Here is a 15,435-nt window from a genome sequence, read left to right on the forward strand (position 1 = left end):
TGGCCCCCAAACAGCCCGCATCCTAGCGGTCACCATGGTGGGGCGGACGCAGCCTTCGGGGGTTTCACATTCTGTTGCAAATTGTGGTCTGACCCCTTTCCCTCCATAACCTGGAAAGGCTGTGGCTGGTCGGGGGATGGGGTGATAGCGTGCGCTTGCCTTTGCGGCCGAACTTAATCGCGCACCAGCACTTCACCGCGCAAGGTGTAGGCCTTGGCTTCGGTGATCTTCACGTCCACGATCTGGCCGAGCAGGCGCTCGTTGCCGGGGAAGTTGACCACGCGGTTGCACTCGGTGCGACCCATGAGCTCGCTGCCGTCGCGCTTGGAGCGGCCTTCCACCAGCAGGCGCTGTACCGTGCCCACGCGCTCTTCGCTGATGTCCTTGATGTTCTGGTTGATCACGGCCTGCAACTCCTGCAGGCGACGCAGCTTGACCTCGTGCGGCGTGTCGTCGTGCAGATTGGCGGCCGGCGTGCCGGGGCGGGGGCTGAAGATGAAGCTGAAGCTGTTGTCAAAGCGCACGTCGTGGATGAGCTTCATCATCTTCTGGAAGTCCTCCTCGGTCTCACCGGGGAAGCCCACGATGAAGTCGCTGCTCATGGCCATATCCGGGCGAATGGCGCGCAGCTTGCGGATCGTGCTCTTGTATTCCATAGCCGTGTAGCCGCGCTTCATGGCCATCAAGATCTTGTCGCTGCCATGCTGCACGGGCAGGTGCAAATGGCTGACCAGCTTGGGCAGCTTGGCATAGGCCTCGATGAGGCGGGGCGTGAACTCGTTGGGGTGGCTGGTGGTGTAGCGGATGCGCTCGATGCCGGGGATCTCGGACACATATTCCAGCAGCAGGGCAAAGTCGGCAATCTCTGTCGTATCACCCATCTTGCCCAGGTAGGCATTGACGTTCTGGCCCAGCAGCGTGACTTCCTTCACGCCCTGGTCGGCCAGGCCGGCCACTTCCACCAGTACGTCCTCGAACGGGCGGCTGACTTCCTCGCCGCGCGTGTAGGGAACGACGCAGTAGCTGCAGTATTTGCTGCAGCCTTCCATGATGGAGACAAAGGCCGAAGCGCCTTCCACACGGGCGGGTGGCAGGTGGTCGAATTTTTCGATCTCGGGAAAGCTGATGTCCACCTGGGGCTTGGCCTTGGCCGCACGCTGGTTCAAGAGCTCGGGCAGGCGGTGCAGGGTCTGGGGGCCAAACACCACGTCCACATAGGGCGCGCGCTTGATGATTTCCTCGCCCTCCTGGCTGGCCACGCAGCCGCCCACGCCGATGAGCACGCCTTTTTCCTTGAGGTGCTTGAAGCGACCCAGGTCGGAGAACACCTTCTCCTGCGCCTTCTCACGCACCGAGCAGGTGTTGAAAAGAATCAGGTCGGCCTGCTCGGGGTCGTCCGTGGATTCGTAGCCCTGGGCGGCGCCCAGCACATCGGCCATCTTGTCCGAGTCGTACTCGTTCATCTGGCAGCCAAAGGTTTTGATAAAGACTTTTTTGGTGGTCATGGCAGTGGGGCGACGCTAGCGCTTGCGCGCAGGTCTTATGGGGTCAATCGCCTTCTGGCGCATAGGGCATGCGCTGGAGGCTGTCAAAAAAAGGAGCGAATCGGGAGCGGAGCGCGCAGAGGGCTAGCGCTGCGAGGGCAGCTTGGCCTGGATTTCTTCGGGCGTGAGTATCCAGGCCTGGTGCAGCCAGCGGGTGCTGGGCTCGATCACATAGTTCACCGTGAAGGTTTGGCCCTGCAGGGTGTGGGCAAACACCAGGCGGTTTTTGGCGTCGAGCAGGCGAAAGCCTGGTGTGGTGCGCAGGAGCTTGCCGTTGATGGTGAGCTCAGGCAGGGGCGCGACCTGCATCACGCCACGTTGGACATTGTCTGGAAAGCTGCGTTGGGCCGCTTCACTTACACCGCGCGTGCCGGCAGGCGTGGTCTGGGCATGGACAGAGGGGATGGTCTGGGCATGGGCCGCAGACAGTGGAGCGAGCAGGGTCGCCAGCAGGGCAGCGGCGCACAGGCGCAGGCCTGGTGAGAAAAATATGGGGCAGCGGGGCATGGTGTATATCCAGGGGCTGGGGCCGAGATTGTACGAAGCTGCTGCTGTCTGCGTGTTTCAGTGGGGCATGTTCTGGCTCATGCGCCTGCTGCAGCCCCCGGCGCATACAGCACCGCCTGGGGCGGGCGGCACAGGCCCCAGAAGCGCAGGCCGGTGAGCTCGGCCATGCGCACGCCCATGGCTGTGGGGGCCGAGATGGTGGCCAGGGCGGCCACGCCCAGCTTGGCACATTTGCGCACCAGCTCATGGCTGCCACGGCTGGAGAGCACCACAAAGCCGGGCTCGGTGAGCTTGCCGTTGCGCGCCAGGCGGCCCAGCAACTTGTCCAGCGCGTTGTGGCGGCCCACGTCTTCCAGCACATCGTGGAGTTGCCCATCCAGCGTGGCCCAGCCGGCGGCATGGATGGCGCCGGCCTGCTGGTTCAGCAACTGCAGGGCCGGCAACTGCTCCATGGCGCGCAGCACCGTGGGCAGATCGACCTGCGCAATCCAGGGCTGGGGCGGCAGGGCAGGAAAGTCCAGGTCCAGGGCGGCAAAGCTGTCCACGCCGCAGACGCCGCAACCGGTGCGTCCGCTCATGCTGCGGCGGCGGTCCTTGAGCCGGGCAAAGCAGCGCGCGGCAATGTCCAGCTGTACCTCAACGCCATCCATGCCCTCGGGCAGGCCGGCCACAGCGGCGGCCACGGTGTTCACCTCGATGCCATAGCAATCGGCGGCGCGGTCGAGAATGCCTTCGCTCAGCGCAAAGCCCAGGGCAAAGTCCTCCAGATCCTGTGGCGTGCCCATCATCACCGCGTGGGAGATGCCATTGAACACCAGGGCAATCGGTACCTCGTTGGCCAGCACCCGGGTCTGGGCCTGGGGCTGTACGCAGCCATCGCCCTCCAGGCGCAACTGCTGTGCCGTCACCGGCAGCACGCAGGGGATGGAGTCGGGAGCGGGCGAAGAGGGCAGGGGGCAGGCATCAGTCATGGCGATGGCATTATCGAATGCGGGCAAAGCCTGGTGCCAGCGCCGAGTTAACCCCGGCTCCGCGCAGGAAGGCGCGGTAGACGACGCAGAGCGATGTCACGCCAAGGCTGGCAGGAATAGCGGATTGACGCCGCTGCGCACCAACTCCTTGGCTTCCATCTCCGCATCCAGCGCCAGGCTGGCCAGGTCGTCGGCCACCAGCTCCAGCTGGTGATCGGCCTGCAGATAAAAAGCCTTGAGGTAGCTGTGGCAGTCGCCGCAGGCCTCGGCCTTGATGGGGGCCTTCTCGTCCTCCAGACACCAGTAATCGAGTGCGCCAGTGCTGTCACAACTGGTGCATTTGGTGCGCACCACATGCCATTGGCTCTCGCACAGGCTGCATTGCAGATAGCGCAGACCGGCTTGTGCGCCGCTGAGCACCAGGCTGGCCGTGGGTGCATGGTCGCAGACCGGGCATTGGTGGCGCTGCTCGCCGGGCTCGGCCATGCCAGAGGCCGGCAGCTGGCCGGCCAGCTGGCGCCAATACAGTGACAGCGCGGCCCACAGCAGTTGGCCCACGGCGGCATCGGGCAGCGCCGCTCCTGTGTCCGGCGGCAGTGCATCGCCACGCAGCGCGGCCAGCAGGGCGTCGGCCCAGGCGTTGCACTGTGCTGCATCGGCGGCGCGCAGTGTGGCCAGGGCCTGCTGCACGGGCGCACCCTGCATGCCGGGCCGTGGGGTGAGCTGCTGGAGCAATTGCTCCAGCAGCACCAGCCAGTGGGCGCTGCGCGGCCATTGGCCGCTGTGCAGCGGTGCAGGGGGCTGGCCCTGCTGCAGCAGCAGCGTCTGGGCCAGTGCGGCCTGTTCTGTCGCGGGCAACGGTGCGGCCTCGGCCACGGCCTGCTGGGCGTCGACCAGGTCGGCAGCCCACAGCAGGTAGTCGGCCATGGCATGGCCGTGGGCCAGCTTGCGCAGCCGTGCTGCGCGCGGCGCATAGGGCAGGGCCCCGGAGGGCAGCTGCAGCGCGGGGATGTGGGTCACGCCCGGCGAGCGTTCCGATTCAGGGACGATACGAATGCTCATCGCGTGCGCCCTGCCTTGGCCTTGGTGGGCTTGCCTTTGGCCGATATTTCCTCATGCCAACGGTCGTGGTGGGCCTTGGCCCAGGCATGGCTGACATAGCCGGTGACCATGCCGCGGATCGAGCCCTTGACCCAGAAGGCCAGGTAGATGTGGCCCAGGATCAGCAGCATCAGCCCGATGCCGGCGACCGCATGCAGCAGCAAGGCCACGCGCAGCACGGGAATCGGGAACAGGTGCGCGAAATAGGCGCGCCAGATCACCAGGCCGGTGATCAGCAGCAGGCTGATCAGGCTCATGATGCCCCAGAACAAAACCTTCTGGCCGGCGTTGTACTTGCCAATGCGCAGCGGCTTGCTGTGGTCGCCAGCCAGCACGGATTTGACGTTCTCCGCCCAGATACGGTCCTCTTTGGCAAACAGGTTGTATTTGACAAAGCGCACGAACAGATAGACCAGCGCCACAAACACCACCACGCCGAAGAAGGGGTGCAGCAGCCGCGCCATCTGCGGTGTGCCGAACACGTTGTTCAGCCAGTTCAGGCTGGGGAAGACCCAGGACAGGCCGGACAGGGCCACCAGGAAAAAGCACACCACCATGGCCCAATGGCACAGGCGGTCAGGCAGTGGTGTGCGCAGAATTTCGCGGTCTTTTTTCATGCCCGGTCTCCTTGCTTGCCCTTTTTGGCGTGGTCGTGGTGGTGGTCCTCGTCTTCATCGATCTCGTTGGGGCCGGTGGCCATGTAGTGGGCCGCAGCGCCTGCCAGCGTGGCAATGAAGCCCACGGCGGCCAGTGGCTTGAGCAAGCCCTTCCAGCCCTCGACCACGCCGCTGATCTTGGGTTCCTTGGGCAGCTTGTGGTACAGCTCGGGCTGGTCTGCATGGTGCAGCACATACATCACATGGGTGCCGCCCACGCCTTGCGGGTTGTAGACGCCGGCATGGTCGAAACCACGGGTCTTCATCTCTGCCACACGGCCTTCAGCCCTGTCCAGCATGTCGTCCTTGGTGCCAAACGAGATGGCGCCGGTGGGGCAGGTCTTGACGCAGGCCGGCTCCTGGCCCACGGCCACGCGGTCGGAACACAGCGTGCACTTGTAGGCCTTGTTGTCCTTTTCGCTGATGCGCGGGATGTTGAAGGGGCAGCCGGCCACGCAGTAGCCACAGCCTATGCAGTGCTCGGACTGGAAGTCCACGATGCCGTTGGCGTACTGCACGATGGCGCCGGGCTGCGGGCAGGCCTTGAGGCAGCCTGGGTCTTCGCAGTGCATGCAGCCGTCCTTGCGGATCAGCCACTCCAGCTTGCCCTTTTCGTTGATGTGCTCGTCAAAGCGCATCAGCGTCCAGCTCTCGGGCGAGAGGTCGCGCGGGTTGTCGTAGACGCCAAAGTTCTCGCCCACGTCATCGCGCAGGTCGTTCCATTCGCTGCAGGCGACCTGGCAGGCCTTGCAGCCAATGCAGATGCTCACATCGATCAGTTTGGCAACTTCCGCTTTGTGATCGCGTGCACGTGCTGCGGGCGTGAGGCCATTGGTGGCCGAGCGCCGCACAATATCTTGGGATTGCATGCTCATGGGGCCTCGCCTTATGCTTTTTCGATGTTGACCAAAAAGGCCTTGAACTCAGGGGTTTGTGCATTGGCATCGCCGATTCCCGGGCTGAGCGTGTTGGCCAGATAGCCCTTGCGCGTCGTGCCTTCGTAGCCCCAGTGGCAGGGAATGCCGATCTGCTCGATCTCTTGCCCTGCGACCTGCAGCGTCATCACGCGCTTGGTCACCACGGCTTTGCCCTTGATGTGGCCGCGCTGGCTGGAGACGCGGATCATGTCGCCCGCCTTGATGCCTTTCTTTTCTGCCAGCTTCTCCGACAGCTCGATGAACTGCTCGGGTTGCACGATGGCATTCAGGCGCGCGTGCTTGGTCCAGTGGCGGAACATCTCGGTGATCGAGTAGGTTGTGGCCACATAGGGGAACTGCTCGCGCGAGCCCATGCGGGCGGCATCGTCGGCAAAGACGCGCGCCACCGGGCTCTTGCTCACGGCGGGGTGCAGCGGGTTGGCGGCAATCGGGCTCTCGGTGGGTTCGTAGTGCTCGGGGAAGGGGCCGTCGTTCATGCCCTTGAGCGAGAACAGCCGGCCCAGTCCGTCGGGCTGCATGATGAAGGGGCTCACGCCGCTGTTGGGTGCAGCCGTCAGCGGGTAGTCGGGCACGTCGGAGCCGCCCCATTGCTTGCCATCCCAGTGCAGGATCTGGCGCTTGGGGTCCCAGGGCTTGCCGGATGGGTCGGCCGAGGCGCGGTTGTAGAGCAGGCGGCGGTTGGCCGGCCAGGCCCAGGCCCAGCCGGGGGTGTTGCCCAGGCCGGTGTCGGTGTTGTCGCGGCGGGCCATCTGGTTGCCTGCTTCCGTCCACGAGCCGGCAAAAATCCAGCAGTAGCTTGAGGTCGTACCGTCGTCGCGCAGCATGCCGAAGTCCGACAGCAGCTGGCCCTTTTTGGCGATCAGCTTGCCGTTGTCGTCATACAGGTCGGCCAGGGCGTAGCCATTGGCTTCCTTGGCCACCTCTTCGGGGTGGGGGTCCAGCGGGTCGTGGTAGTCCCAGCGCATGTTCATCAAGGGCTCCATGCCTGCGCCGCCTTCCGTGGCGTACAGCTCGCGCAGCTTCATGAAGATGCCGCCCAGAATGCGGCCGTCGTGGCGCGCTTCGTACGGTGGCTCTTGTGCGGCCCAGTGCCACTGCAGCCAGCGGCCGGAGTTGACGATGGCGCCGTTTTCCTCGGCAAAGCAGGATGAGGGCAGGCGGAATACCGTGGTCTGGATCTGCGCTGGATCCACGTCGTTGAACTCGCCGTGGTTCTTCCAGAAGGTGGAGGTCTCGGTCTGCAGCGGATCGATGATGACCAGGAACTTGAGCTTGGACAGCGCATCGCGCACCTTGCCCGAGTCGGGCATGGCCGCCACGGGGTTGAAGCCCTGGGCGATATAGCCGTTGACCTTGCCGCGGTACATCAGGTCGAAGTAGGCCAGCATGTCGTAGCTGCGGTCCCACTTGGGCAGCCAGTCGTAGCCCCAGTTGTTTTCGCGCGTGGCATGTTCGCCGTACAGATCCTTCATCAGGCTGACGAAGAACTTGGGCGTGTGCTTCCAGTAGTTCACCTGGCCGGGCAGATCGGCCTGCGGTGTGGCCTCTTTCAGGTACTGCTCGATGGTTTGCTGCTGGTCTTGCGGCAGGTTCAGGTAGCCGGGCAGGCGGGTGGAGAGCAAACCCAGGTCGGTATAGCCCTGGATGTTGGAGTGGCCGCGCAGCGCATTCACGCCGCCGCCGGCCATGCCGATGTTGCCCAGCAGCAGCTGGATCATGGCGGAGCCACGGATGATCTGCGCGCCTGCGGTGTGGTGGGTCCAGCCCAGGGCGTAGAGGAAGGTGGCGGTGCGATCGGGCACGCAGGTGCTGGCCAGTTGCTCGCAGACATGCAGGAAGTCTTCTGTTTTTGTGCCGGTGATGGTTTCCACCATCTCGGGCGTGTAGCGCTCCACGTGTTTTTTCAGCAGCTGCAGCACGCTGCGCGGGTGCTGCAGCGTCTCGTCCTTGAGTGCATGGCCTTGCGCGTTGCGCTCATAGGTCCAGCTGGATTTGTCGTAGACCTTTTTGTCCGCGTCGTAGCCGCTGAACAGGCCTTCGTCAAAGCTGTAATCCTCGCGCACGATCAGGCTGGCATTGGTATAGGCCTTGACGTAGTCGTGTTGGATCTTGTCGTGCTGCAGCAGGTAGTTGACGACGCCCATCAAAAAGGCAGCGTCCGAGCCTGCGCGAATGGGGGCGTAGAAGTCCGCCACCGAGGCCGTGCGGTTGAAGCGCGGGTCCACCACCATCAGGTGGGCGTTGTTGTGGATCTTGGCCTCGATTGCCCACTTGAAGCCCACCGGGTGGGCCTCAGCGGGGTTGCCGCCCATGACCAAAATCACATTGGCGTTCTTGATGTCCACCCAGTGGTTGGTCATGGCGCCACGGCCAAACGAAGGGGCCAGTGCCGACACCGTGGGGCCGTGGCACAGGCGGGCCTGGCAGTCAAAGCCGACGATGCCCATGGCACGCGCAAAGCGAAAGTCGAGGATGCCGGTTTCGTTCGACGCGGCCGATGAGGCCAGCATGCCGGTGCTGAGCCAGCGGTTGACGGTCTGGCCCTTGTCGTTCTTCTCGATGAAGTTGGCGTCGCGGTCGTCCTTGAGCAGGCGGGCAATGCGTGTATTGGCCTCTTCCCAGCTGATGCGCTTCCACGCGTTGGTGCCGGCTTCGCGCACCTCGGGGTATTTGAGGCGCTGGTCGGAGTGGATATAGTCCAGCGCACCCGCGCCCTTGGGGCACAGCGAGCCACGGCTGACGGGGTGATCCGGGTCGCCCTCGATGTGGAAGATCTTGGACTTGGCGTTTTTGGCGCCATCGCCCAGGCTGTACATCAGCATGCCGCAGCCGACCGAGCAATAGGTGCAGTTGTTGCGGGTTTCCTTGGCGCGCAGCAATTTGTACTGGCGGGGCAGGGTTGCGTGTGCAACCGAAGAGGCAAAGCCCAGAGCGGTAGCGGTGGCGCCAGCAGCACCGGCGCCGCACAGCTTGAAGAAACGTCTTCTGCCGTGATTCATCGTGAGTTTTTTCTTAAACCGCGCTCCCATGACCATGGAGGGCGTTAGGTTTGCAGGCCGCAATGCCTGGTGAGCCGGGGGAACAGCCCGGACTCGGAACCTCGACCTTGACGATTGCCCGCACATTGCCGGACCTCACGGGCCACGTCGAATGTTGAGGGGGTGCCAATGGCAGGCAATTGAACCGCTTCGGTAGGAGCTGGTTCGCAAAGCGAGGAATTGGGTGAAGGCCCTCAAGCCTTCATGTCGTCCAGCCCCTGGAATCTGTTGGCGATGCGAACAGACGCTTACAAGTTGCTGGAAGGATCGGCAATCTAGTCACACCAAACCTTGATGTCCAGCAAAGAAGAGTGTTGCGCTCGGGTATATATGCGCCGGGGCGCAGCAGGCCGCAAAGCGTGCACTCAATCCAGCAGGGCCACGCCCTTGACCTGGGCGAACACCGGCTGGTGCACCTGCAGCCCCAGCTGTTGCACCGAATGCAGGCTCAGCCGCGCCAGCAGCGTGGTTTTGCCTGCTTGCAGCTGCAGCATGGCGTGGCCTTGGGCGTCGGGTTGTATGGCGGCAATCACCACCGGCAGCACATTGAGGATGCTGGAGCCCTGCGGCGCTGTCAGCGCCACGCTCACATCGCGGGCCTGTATGCGCAGGCGCACGGCAGTGCCGGGCGCGCGCTCCTGGCTGCCCACCAGGCGCAGCTGGCCGCCGTCAAAGCTGGCCGTGGTCAGGTGCTGGACTGCGTCATGGCCTGTGACGGTGGCAGGCACCACGGCGGCCGCGGCATCGCCCTGGGCCAGCGGAAGATCTAGGCGCGACAGCAGGCTGGCCGTATCGCCCTGGGCCACCACCTGGCCGGCGCGCAGCAGCACCAGCTGGCTGGCCAGGCGGGCCACCTCGTCCAGCGAGTGGCTGACATAGAGCACGGGAATGTCGAGATGGGCCTGCAGCTTGTCGAAATAGGGCAGCAGCTCGGCCTTGCGCTCGGCATCCAGGGCGGACAGGGGCTCGTCCATCAGCAGCACGCGCGGGCTGGTGGCCAGGGCGCGGGCGATGGAGACGCGCTGGCGCTCACCACCCGACAGCGTGGAGGGCTTGCGCGGCAGCAACTGGGCAATGCCGAGCAAATCGATGACTTGCTCCAGGGCCACGCGCTGGCGGGCCTGGGGTGTGCGGCGCAGGCCGTAGCGGATGTTCTCTTCGGCCGTCAGATGGGGGAAGAGGCTGGCCTCCTGGAACACATAGCCCAGGGCGCGCTGGTGGGTGGGCAGCCAGTGGCGTGCGGCATCGTCCTGCCAGCGCTCGCCATTGACGGTGACGCGGCCACGGGCCCGCTCCAGCCCGGCGATGCTGCGCAAGAGCGTGGTCTTGCCGCAGCCCGAGGGGCCGAACAGTGCGGTCACGCCCTGGCCGGGCAGTTGCAGATCCACGTCCAGCGCAAAGTCGGCGCGCTGCAGCTGCAGGCGGGCGGTGATGTGGCGCTGGGCCTGGTGGTGGGCATTCATGCTGTGTGGGTTCATAGCGGCGAGGCGTTGCGGCTGTCGCGGGGCTGCAGCCAGTTCAGCAGCATCAGCACCACAAAGGCAAAGGCCACCATGCCACCGGCCAGCCAATGGGCCTGGGCGTATTCCATGGCTTCCACATGGTCGTAGATCTGCACCGAGACCACGCGGGTCACGGCAGGGATGTTGCCGCCCAGCATCAGCACAATGCCGAACTCGCCCACGGTGTGGGCAAAGGTCAGCACGGCCGCGGTGATGAAGCCGGGCCGCGCCAGGGGCAGGGCCACGGTGAAGAAACGGTCCAGCCGGCTGGCGCCGAGCGTGGCGGCCACCTCCAGCGGACGGTTGCCCATGGATTCAAAAGCGCGCTGCAGCGGCTGCACGGCAAAGGGCAGCGAATACACCAGCGAACCCACGACCAGCCCCGGAAACGTAAAGGGCAGATGGCCCAGCCCCAGCGCCTGGGTGAAATGGCCTATGGGGCCGTTGGGCCCCATGGTGACCAGCAGGTAAAAGCCGATCACCGTGGGCGGCAGCACCAGGGGCAGGGCCACGACGGCGCCAATCGGCCCACGCCAGCGCGAGCGCGTGTGCGCCAGCCACCAGGCCAGCGGCGTGGTCAGCACCAGCAGCAGCACGGTGGTGACGCTGGCCAGCTCCAGCGTGAGGCGGATGGCGGCCCAGTCTTCGGGGCTGAGGATGGGAGAGTTCACTGCGTAAAGCGCAAAGATTGCACTGTGAAAAAAGGAGCTGTATTCGCTGATAGAAAGCCATTTTCAAAACCAAATAGGCTTGAAACTGGCTTTTTATAAGCGGCAACTGCTATGAGTTTCTAGATATGCTGGAGTGGGCCTGTGCATTGCAGCCAGGAGTAGGTGCATCCCCACAATGGCCAGACAGCGCTTCAGGCTAGGCGCTGGCCTGCAGACAGTACTTTGGTACGGCCCAGGGCCAGCAACACCGCATGAAGCGCTGTATGGACACCTCCAAACGAGGCGGCCAGCGAAGCCCAAGGCTTTGCTATGGCGTGAAAAATTAGAACGCGTAGCCGTAGGACTTGATGATGGCGCGGGCCTTGTCACCCTTGAGGTAATCCATCAAAGCCTTGGCGGCCGCATTGTCCTTGGCCGCGTTCAGCACGATGGCGTCCTGGCGGATGGGCTCATGCATGCTTTCGGGCACGATCCAGGCCGAACCTTCGCGCAGCTTGCCGTCTTCCATCACCTGCGACAGGGCCACAAAGCCCAGCTGGGCATTGCCGCTGGCGGCGAACTGGTAGGTCTGGCCGATGTTCTCGCCCAGCACGGTCTTGGCTTGCACCTGTGCAGTCAGACCCAGCTTTTCCACGGTCTGCATGGCGGCGAGGCCGTAAGGGGCCAGCTTGGGGTTGGCGATGGCGATGTGCTTGTAGTCGCCGGTCTTGAGCACGGCGCCCTTGTCATCCACGTAGTTGGGCTGCTTGCTCCACAGCACCAGCTGGCCGATGGCGTAGGTGAAGCGCGACTCGGCCACGCCACGGTTTTCCTTGGCGATTTTTTCGGGCGTGCTGTCATCGGCCGCTAGCAAGATGCCAAAGGGCGCGCCGTTGGCGATCTGGGCGTAGAACTTGCCGGTGGCACCAAACGACAGCACGGCCTTGTGGCCCGTGTCTTTCTCGAACTGCACCGCAATCTTTTGCATGGGCGCGGTGAAGTTGGCGGCCACAGCCACGGACACTTCGTCGGCGTGGGCGGCGCTGGCCAGCAGCAGGGCGGAAGGCAGGATCAGGTGACGCAGAGAGAAAGTGGTCATGGTTCGTTATTCCTTTGGTGAATAACGTCGAGTATAGGACAGCACGCCGCAGCAAGCCGGGATGTGCGGGCATGATGGCGGCCATGGCTGATATCCCCGCTTCCTCTGCTGCATCCGTTTCCCTGCCCGCCCCCGCTCTGCTGGAGGCCCTGGGCCATGGCATGAGCGACAAGCGCCTCATGGTGCTGCGCCAGCTGGCACTCAATGGCTCCATCTCCCAGGCCGCACGCGACAGCGGCATCAGCTACAAGGCGGCCTGGCAGGCGCTGGACACCCTGACCAATCTGGCCGGCATCACCCTGGTGGAGCGCAGCGTGGGCGGCGCCGGCGGGGGCGGCGCCACGCTGACGGCGGCCGGCCATGCCCTGCTGCGTGCGGCCGACGCCATGGAGCAGGCCCGCGCCGAAGTGCTGGCCCGGTTGCAAGGCGCGGGCCTGCCGCCCCCGGTGCTGGCCCGCCTGGCCGTGCGCACCAGCATGCGCAACCAATGGCCTTGCACGGTGGATGCGCTGCAAACCGAGGGCAGCCGGGTGATGGTGCAGCTGCATTGCGCAGCCACATCGACCGCGAAAAACGCCAAGACTGCCCCCCCTGCGCTGCAGGCCCAGATCACGCATGAAAGCGCCGAGTTGCTGGCGCTGGCCCCAGGCCGGGAGCTGCTGGCCATGTGCAAGGCCACGGCCGTGCAGGTGCTGTCGCTGGAAGAGGCGGACGCAGCCCAGGACCGAGGTCTGCAAGCCACCTACTGGCAAGGCACGCTGGCGCGCATGGATGCCGAGGTGGGCGGCTACAGCCATGAGCTGGCCGTGCGCCTGCCCGGTGGAGTGCACGTGGTGGGCTTCGGGGCGCAAGGGCCCTGGCATGAAGGCATGGCCGTGGCGGTGCATATCCCGGCCGCGGCCGTGGTGCTGGCCCTGGTGGATGGGGCGTAAACCTGGCGGCTTGATGCAGGTCAATCGGCACTGACCCTGAAAATGGGATAGTGGATCGATTTGCCCCAGTCCTTGGGTGGAATGACCATGCGCAAAGGCCAACATGCCCCGAAGACGCGTTGTTTTTGACACAATACGGGCCAGAACCACGCCTTTGCCTGAGGAGGCAGCGCACTACCGCTGAGAGTTATCTGTGAGTATTTTCGACCGACTGAAATCCAATCTGCCTGGCAGCGAAGCTGCCGCTGCTGCACCTGCTGCTGAAAGCAAGGTGGGGGGTGGCCGTTTCATGGGCAAGGACGAGTCCCAGGCCATGCGCCGCGCCGAACGTGCCGTGCAGGAAAAACCGGTCGAGCAAGGTTTGCAGGCGCCGGGGGAGGTCTGGATTTATGTCTGCCCCAATACCCAGCGCGTCATCAAGGTCGAGGCCCTGGGCCAGGCCCAGGGTGAAGTGCTGACGGCGCGCATGATGGCCGATCTGCAGCGCACAGGCATCTGCGAAGAAGTCTCCTACCATGCGGGCTACGACCAGTACTGGAAGATGCCTTCGCAAGAAGCCATCTTCCGCATGCCCACGCTGCATGGCGTGGAGGTGCCCCCGCTCAAGCGCCTCAAGCTCAGCACCAAGCTGGTCAAGCCTGGTGAGGCGCGCGGCTTCTGGATGCGCGTGCGCCTGCGCACCGATGCGGAGCTGCCCCAGGCCGCCTCTGCCGACGACAGCCGCGTGGGCTGAGCGCGCTTACTTCTTCCAGCAGGCGCTGCCTAAACAGGGTCGCCTCATAAAGCACCATCCTGCTCGCAGTCCCCACAGCGGGACATTCCAGTGATGCATCCGCGTTGCTGATATCCATGGCGCATGAAATTGGCGCCGCATAGGTCAGGGCACCGCGCAAGGGCCGTCCCGCCGCGCTGGTGCCGTCCCCCTCCGGCGAAGCCAGAGAGGGGGAAGACGCGAAGCGGCTCAGGGTGTGTGCACCCCGGCCCGCACCGGCAGCCCCGCCAGCAAATGCCAGCCGGTCTGCACCACAAACTCGGCATAGTCCATGGGGCGCTGGATCTGGGCCTGTGCATTGTTGGGCAGCACATAGGCCCAGGCGCGCTGGCTGCTGGCGTCATACACCAGCTTGAACAGCTGGCTGGGCACCCAGACCTGGCCGCTGCCCATGCGCGGTGCGGCATCGGTATACAGCGGCCCGGTATAGACAAACACATCGCCGGCCGCGCGCTGGGCGTATTTGCGCACATCGGCTTCCAGCTTGGCCCAGACCTTGCGGTTGTGGGTGGGGTCTTGCGGCACCATGTTGGTCAGCGCAAATGACTGGGCCATGCCGCTGGCAGTGTACTGGTTGGCGGCGGCCGCCATATGGCCGCGGTCATAGCCGCTGCCCTGGTAGTCGGACAGATCGGCGCGCTGCGATCCGGGCACGCGGGCATCCGCATAGAAGCGATCGGTGCGGGCCAGGCCTGCGGCCTGCTGCAGCCGGTGGCGGTTCAGGCGCTCGACCACCACCATGGGGGTCTTGGTGCGCCCCGAATACAACACGGCAAAGCCATCCGAGCACAGGGCGCGGGCAGACCACAGCGCATCCACGCTGGCAGGCTGCAGGGCGCGGCGCTGCGGAAACTGGTCGCTGCAGGCGGCAAAGGCCGAGCTGTCATCTGCCGTGCTGGCGGCCGGGGCCGGCAAGGAGATGGTGGCTTCGGGAGCGTTGGCCCATTCCCCTACGCGCTGTTTGAAGAGGCGTGTGGCGTCATCGGTCCAGGCCTGGCCCCAGCCACGCAGCTGCTGGCGGGCATCGTTCAACACCAGGCGCCAGCGCTCGCTCAACAGGCTTTCGGGGCTGCGGGTCAGCAAGTCCCAGGGCCCCAGGGTCTGCACCAGCACGGCATTGCCGAACAGGGCGCCCCAGATGAAACAGGCCGTCCGCCCGGTCAGGCGTTGCCGGAGGCGGTGAAACCAGTGCAGGGGAGCGAGGGAGGACTTGCGCTTGCGGGAGGCCATGGACACGCAGCTGCGCGCTCCTGCTGCATGCGGGGCATCGCAGGAGACCGTCAGCCAGGCTCGGGGGAAAGATGCACTGCCCCAGGGGACAGACCATGTCTGCTCTTTTTCAAATAGCAGTACAGTGATGCAGTGTAAGCCTTAGAGAGAATGAGTACTATAGATAACTGTGAAAATAAACAGCTATCCGATCTGCCTGGAAAAGCAGTTTTTTGAGAGGCAGAAGCGAAAAAATTCGCGTTTTCCCTGAATGGGGGATTTTTCTGCATATAATCATGGCTTCGGCGGCTGTAGCTCAGCTGGATAGAGTACTTGGCTACGAACCAAGGGGTCGTGGGTTCGATTCCTGCCAGCCGCACCAAAACGACAAGCCTCAGAGTGGAAACGCTCTGAGGCTTTTTCGTTTCCTGACTCCCCCCTGAGCGGCTGCGCCGCTTCCCCCCAGGGGGACGACAGCCTCGCTGCGGGGCGGCCCTTGCTCGCTGTCTCTGAGTT

The 15,435-nt window shown here is 64.5% G+C and carries 13 protein-coding genes and 1 tRNA gene; 3 read left to right on the forward strand and 11 right to left on the reverse strand.

Annotation, left to right across the window (positions count from 1 at the left end; translation table 11 throughout):
• Positions 1-173: 173 nt before the first annotated feature.
• The 10 genes from miaB to modA form a co-directional block, all read right to left on the reverse strand.
• Complete coding sequence (gene miaB, locus ACA027_RS04740) at positions 174-1,505, reverse strand: tRNA (N6-isopentenyl adenosine(37)-C2)-methylthiotransferase MiaB (protein WP_370681253.1); 1,332 nt, start codon at positions 1,503-1,505, stop codon at positions 174-176.
• A gap of 123 nt (positions 1,506-1,628) precedes the next feature.
• Entirely contained in the window at positions 1,629-2,051 is a 423-nt protein-coding gene (locus ACA027_RS04745; protein WP_370681254.1) for a hypothetical protein, read from the reverse strand.
• Between the two features lie 77 nt (positions 2,052-2,128).
• Positions 2,129-3,022 (reverse strand): formate dehydrogenase accessory sulfurtransferase FdhD, encoded by an 894-nt coding sequence (gene fdhD, locus ACA027_RS04750; RefSeq protein ID WP_370681255.1) that lies wholly within the window; start codon positions 3,020-3,022, stop codon positions 2,129-2,131.
• A 96-nt stretch (positions 3,023-3,118) separates the two neighbouring features.
• Positions 3,119-4,084: a formate dehydrogenase accessory protein FdhE gene (fdhE, locus tag ACA027_RS04755; protein ID WP_370681256.1), complete on the reverse strand. Its 966-nt coding sequence runs from the start codon at positions 4,082-4,084 to the stop codon at positions 3,119-3,121.
• Positions 4,081-4,740, reverse strand: coding sequence for a formate dehydrogenase subunit gamma (locus ACA027_RS04760; protein WP_370681257.1), 660 nt, complete (start codon positions 4,738-4,740; stop codon positions 4,081-4,083). The genes fdhE and ACA027_RS04760 overlap by 4 nt, the downstream gene beginning before the upstream one ends.
• On the reverse strand, positions 4,737-5,654 hold the full coding sequence (gene fdxH, locus ACA027_RS04765; RefSeq protein ID WP_370681258.1) for a formate dehydrogenase subunit beta: 918 nt from the start codon (positions 5,652-5,654) through the stop codon (positions 4,737-4,739). Before fdxH ends, ACA027_RS04760 begins: the two co-directional genes overlap by 4 nt.
• A gap of 11 nt (positions 5,655-5,665) precedes the next feature.
• Positions 5,666-8,716, reverse strand: coding sequence for a formate dehydrogenase-N subunit alpha (gene fdnG, locus ACA027_RS04770; RefSeq protein ID WP_370681260.1), 3,051 nt, complete (start codon positions 8,714-8,716; stop codon positions 5,666-5,668).
• A gap of 404 nt (positions 8,717-9,120) precedes the next feature.
• The gene (gene modC, locus ACA027_RS04775; protein WP_370681261.1) at positions 9,121-10,233 is read right to left on the reverse strand and encodes a molybdenum ABC transporter ATP-binding protein; all 1,113 of its coding nucleotides are present in this window, start codon (positions 10,231-10,233) and stop codon (positions 9,121-9,123) included.
• Positions 10,230-10,928: a molybdate ABC transporter permease subunit gene (gene modB, locus ACA027_RS04780; RefSeq protein ID WP_370681262.1), complete on the reverse strand. Its 699-nt coding sequence runs from the start codon at positions 10,926-10,928 to the stop codon at positions 10,230-10,232. Before modB ends, modC begins: the two co-directional genes overlap by 4 nt.
• A 322-nt stretch (positions 10,929-11,250) precedes the next feature.
• Complete coding sequence (gene modA / locus ACA027_RS04785; RefSeq protein WP_370681263.1) at positions 11,251-12,006, reverse strand: molybdate ABC transporter substrate-binding protein; 756 nt, start codon at positions 12,004-12,006, stop codon at positions 11,251-11,253.
• An 83-nt stretch (positions 12,007-12,089) separates the two neighbouring features.
• Between modA and ACA027_RS04790 the strand changes: the two genes are divergently transcribed.
• Together ACA027_RS04790 and ACA027_RS04795 are read left to right on the forward strand one after the other, a co-directional pair.
• On the forward strand, positions 12,090-12,938 hold the full coding sequence (locus ACA027_RS04790; protein ID WP_370681264.1) for a TOBE domain-containing protein: 849 nt from the start codon (positions 12,090-12,092) through the stop codon (positions 12,936-12,938).
• A 193-nt stretch (positions 12,939-13,131) separates the two neighbouring features.
• Positions 13,132-13,671 (forward strand): hypothetical protein, encoded by a 540-nt coding sequence (locus ACA027_RS04795; RefSeq protein WP_370681265.1) that lies wholly within the window; start codon positions 13,132-13,134, stop codon positions 13,669-13,671.
• Between the two features lie 228 nt (positions 13,672-13,899).
• Here ACA027_RS04795 and ACA027_RS04800 read toward each other — a convergent pair whose 3' ends face one another.
• Positions 13,900-14,940 carry a DNA/RNA non-specific endonuclease gene (locus ACA027_RS04800; protein WP_370682510.1) on the reverse strand — a complete coding sequence of 347 codons (1,041 nt, stop codon included), beginning with the start codon at positions 14,938-14,940 and terminating at the stop codon, positions 13,900-13,902.
• A gap of 284 nt (positions 14,941-15,224) precedes the next feature.
• Here ACA027_RS04800 and ACA027_RS04805 point away from each other — a divergent pair.
• A tRNA-Arg gene (locus ACA027_RS04805) sits at positions 15,225-15,301 on the forward strand.
• The last annotated feature ends 134 nt before the right edge of the window (positions 15,302-15,435 follow it).

The sequence above is a fragment of the Comamonas sp. GB3 AK4-5 genome (assembly GCF_041320665.1).
Lineage (GTDB): Bacteria > Pseudomonadota > Gammaproteobacteria > Burkholderiales > Burkholderiaceae_C > Comamonas.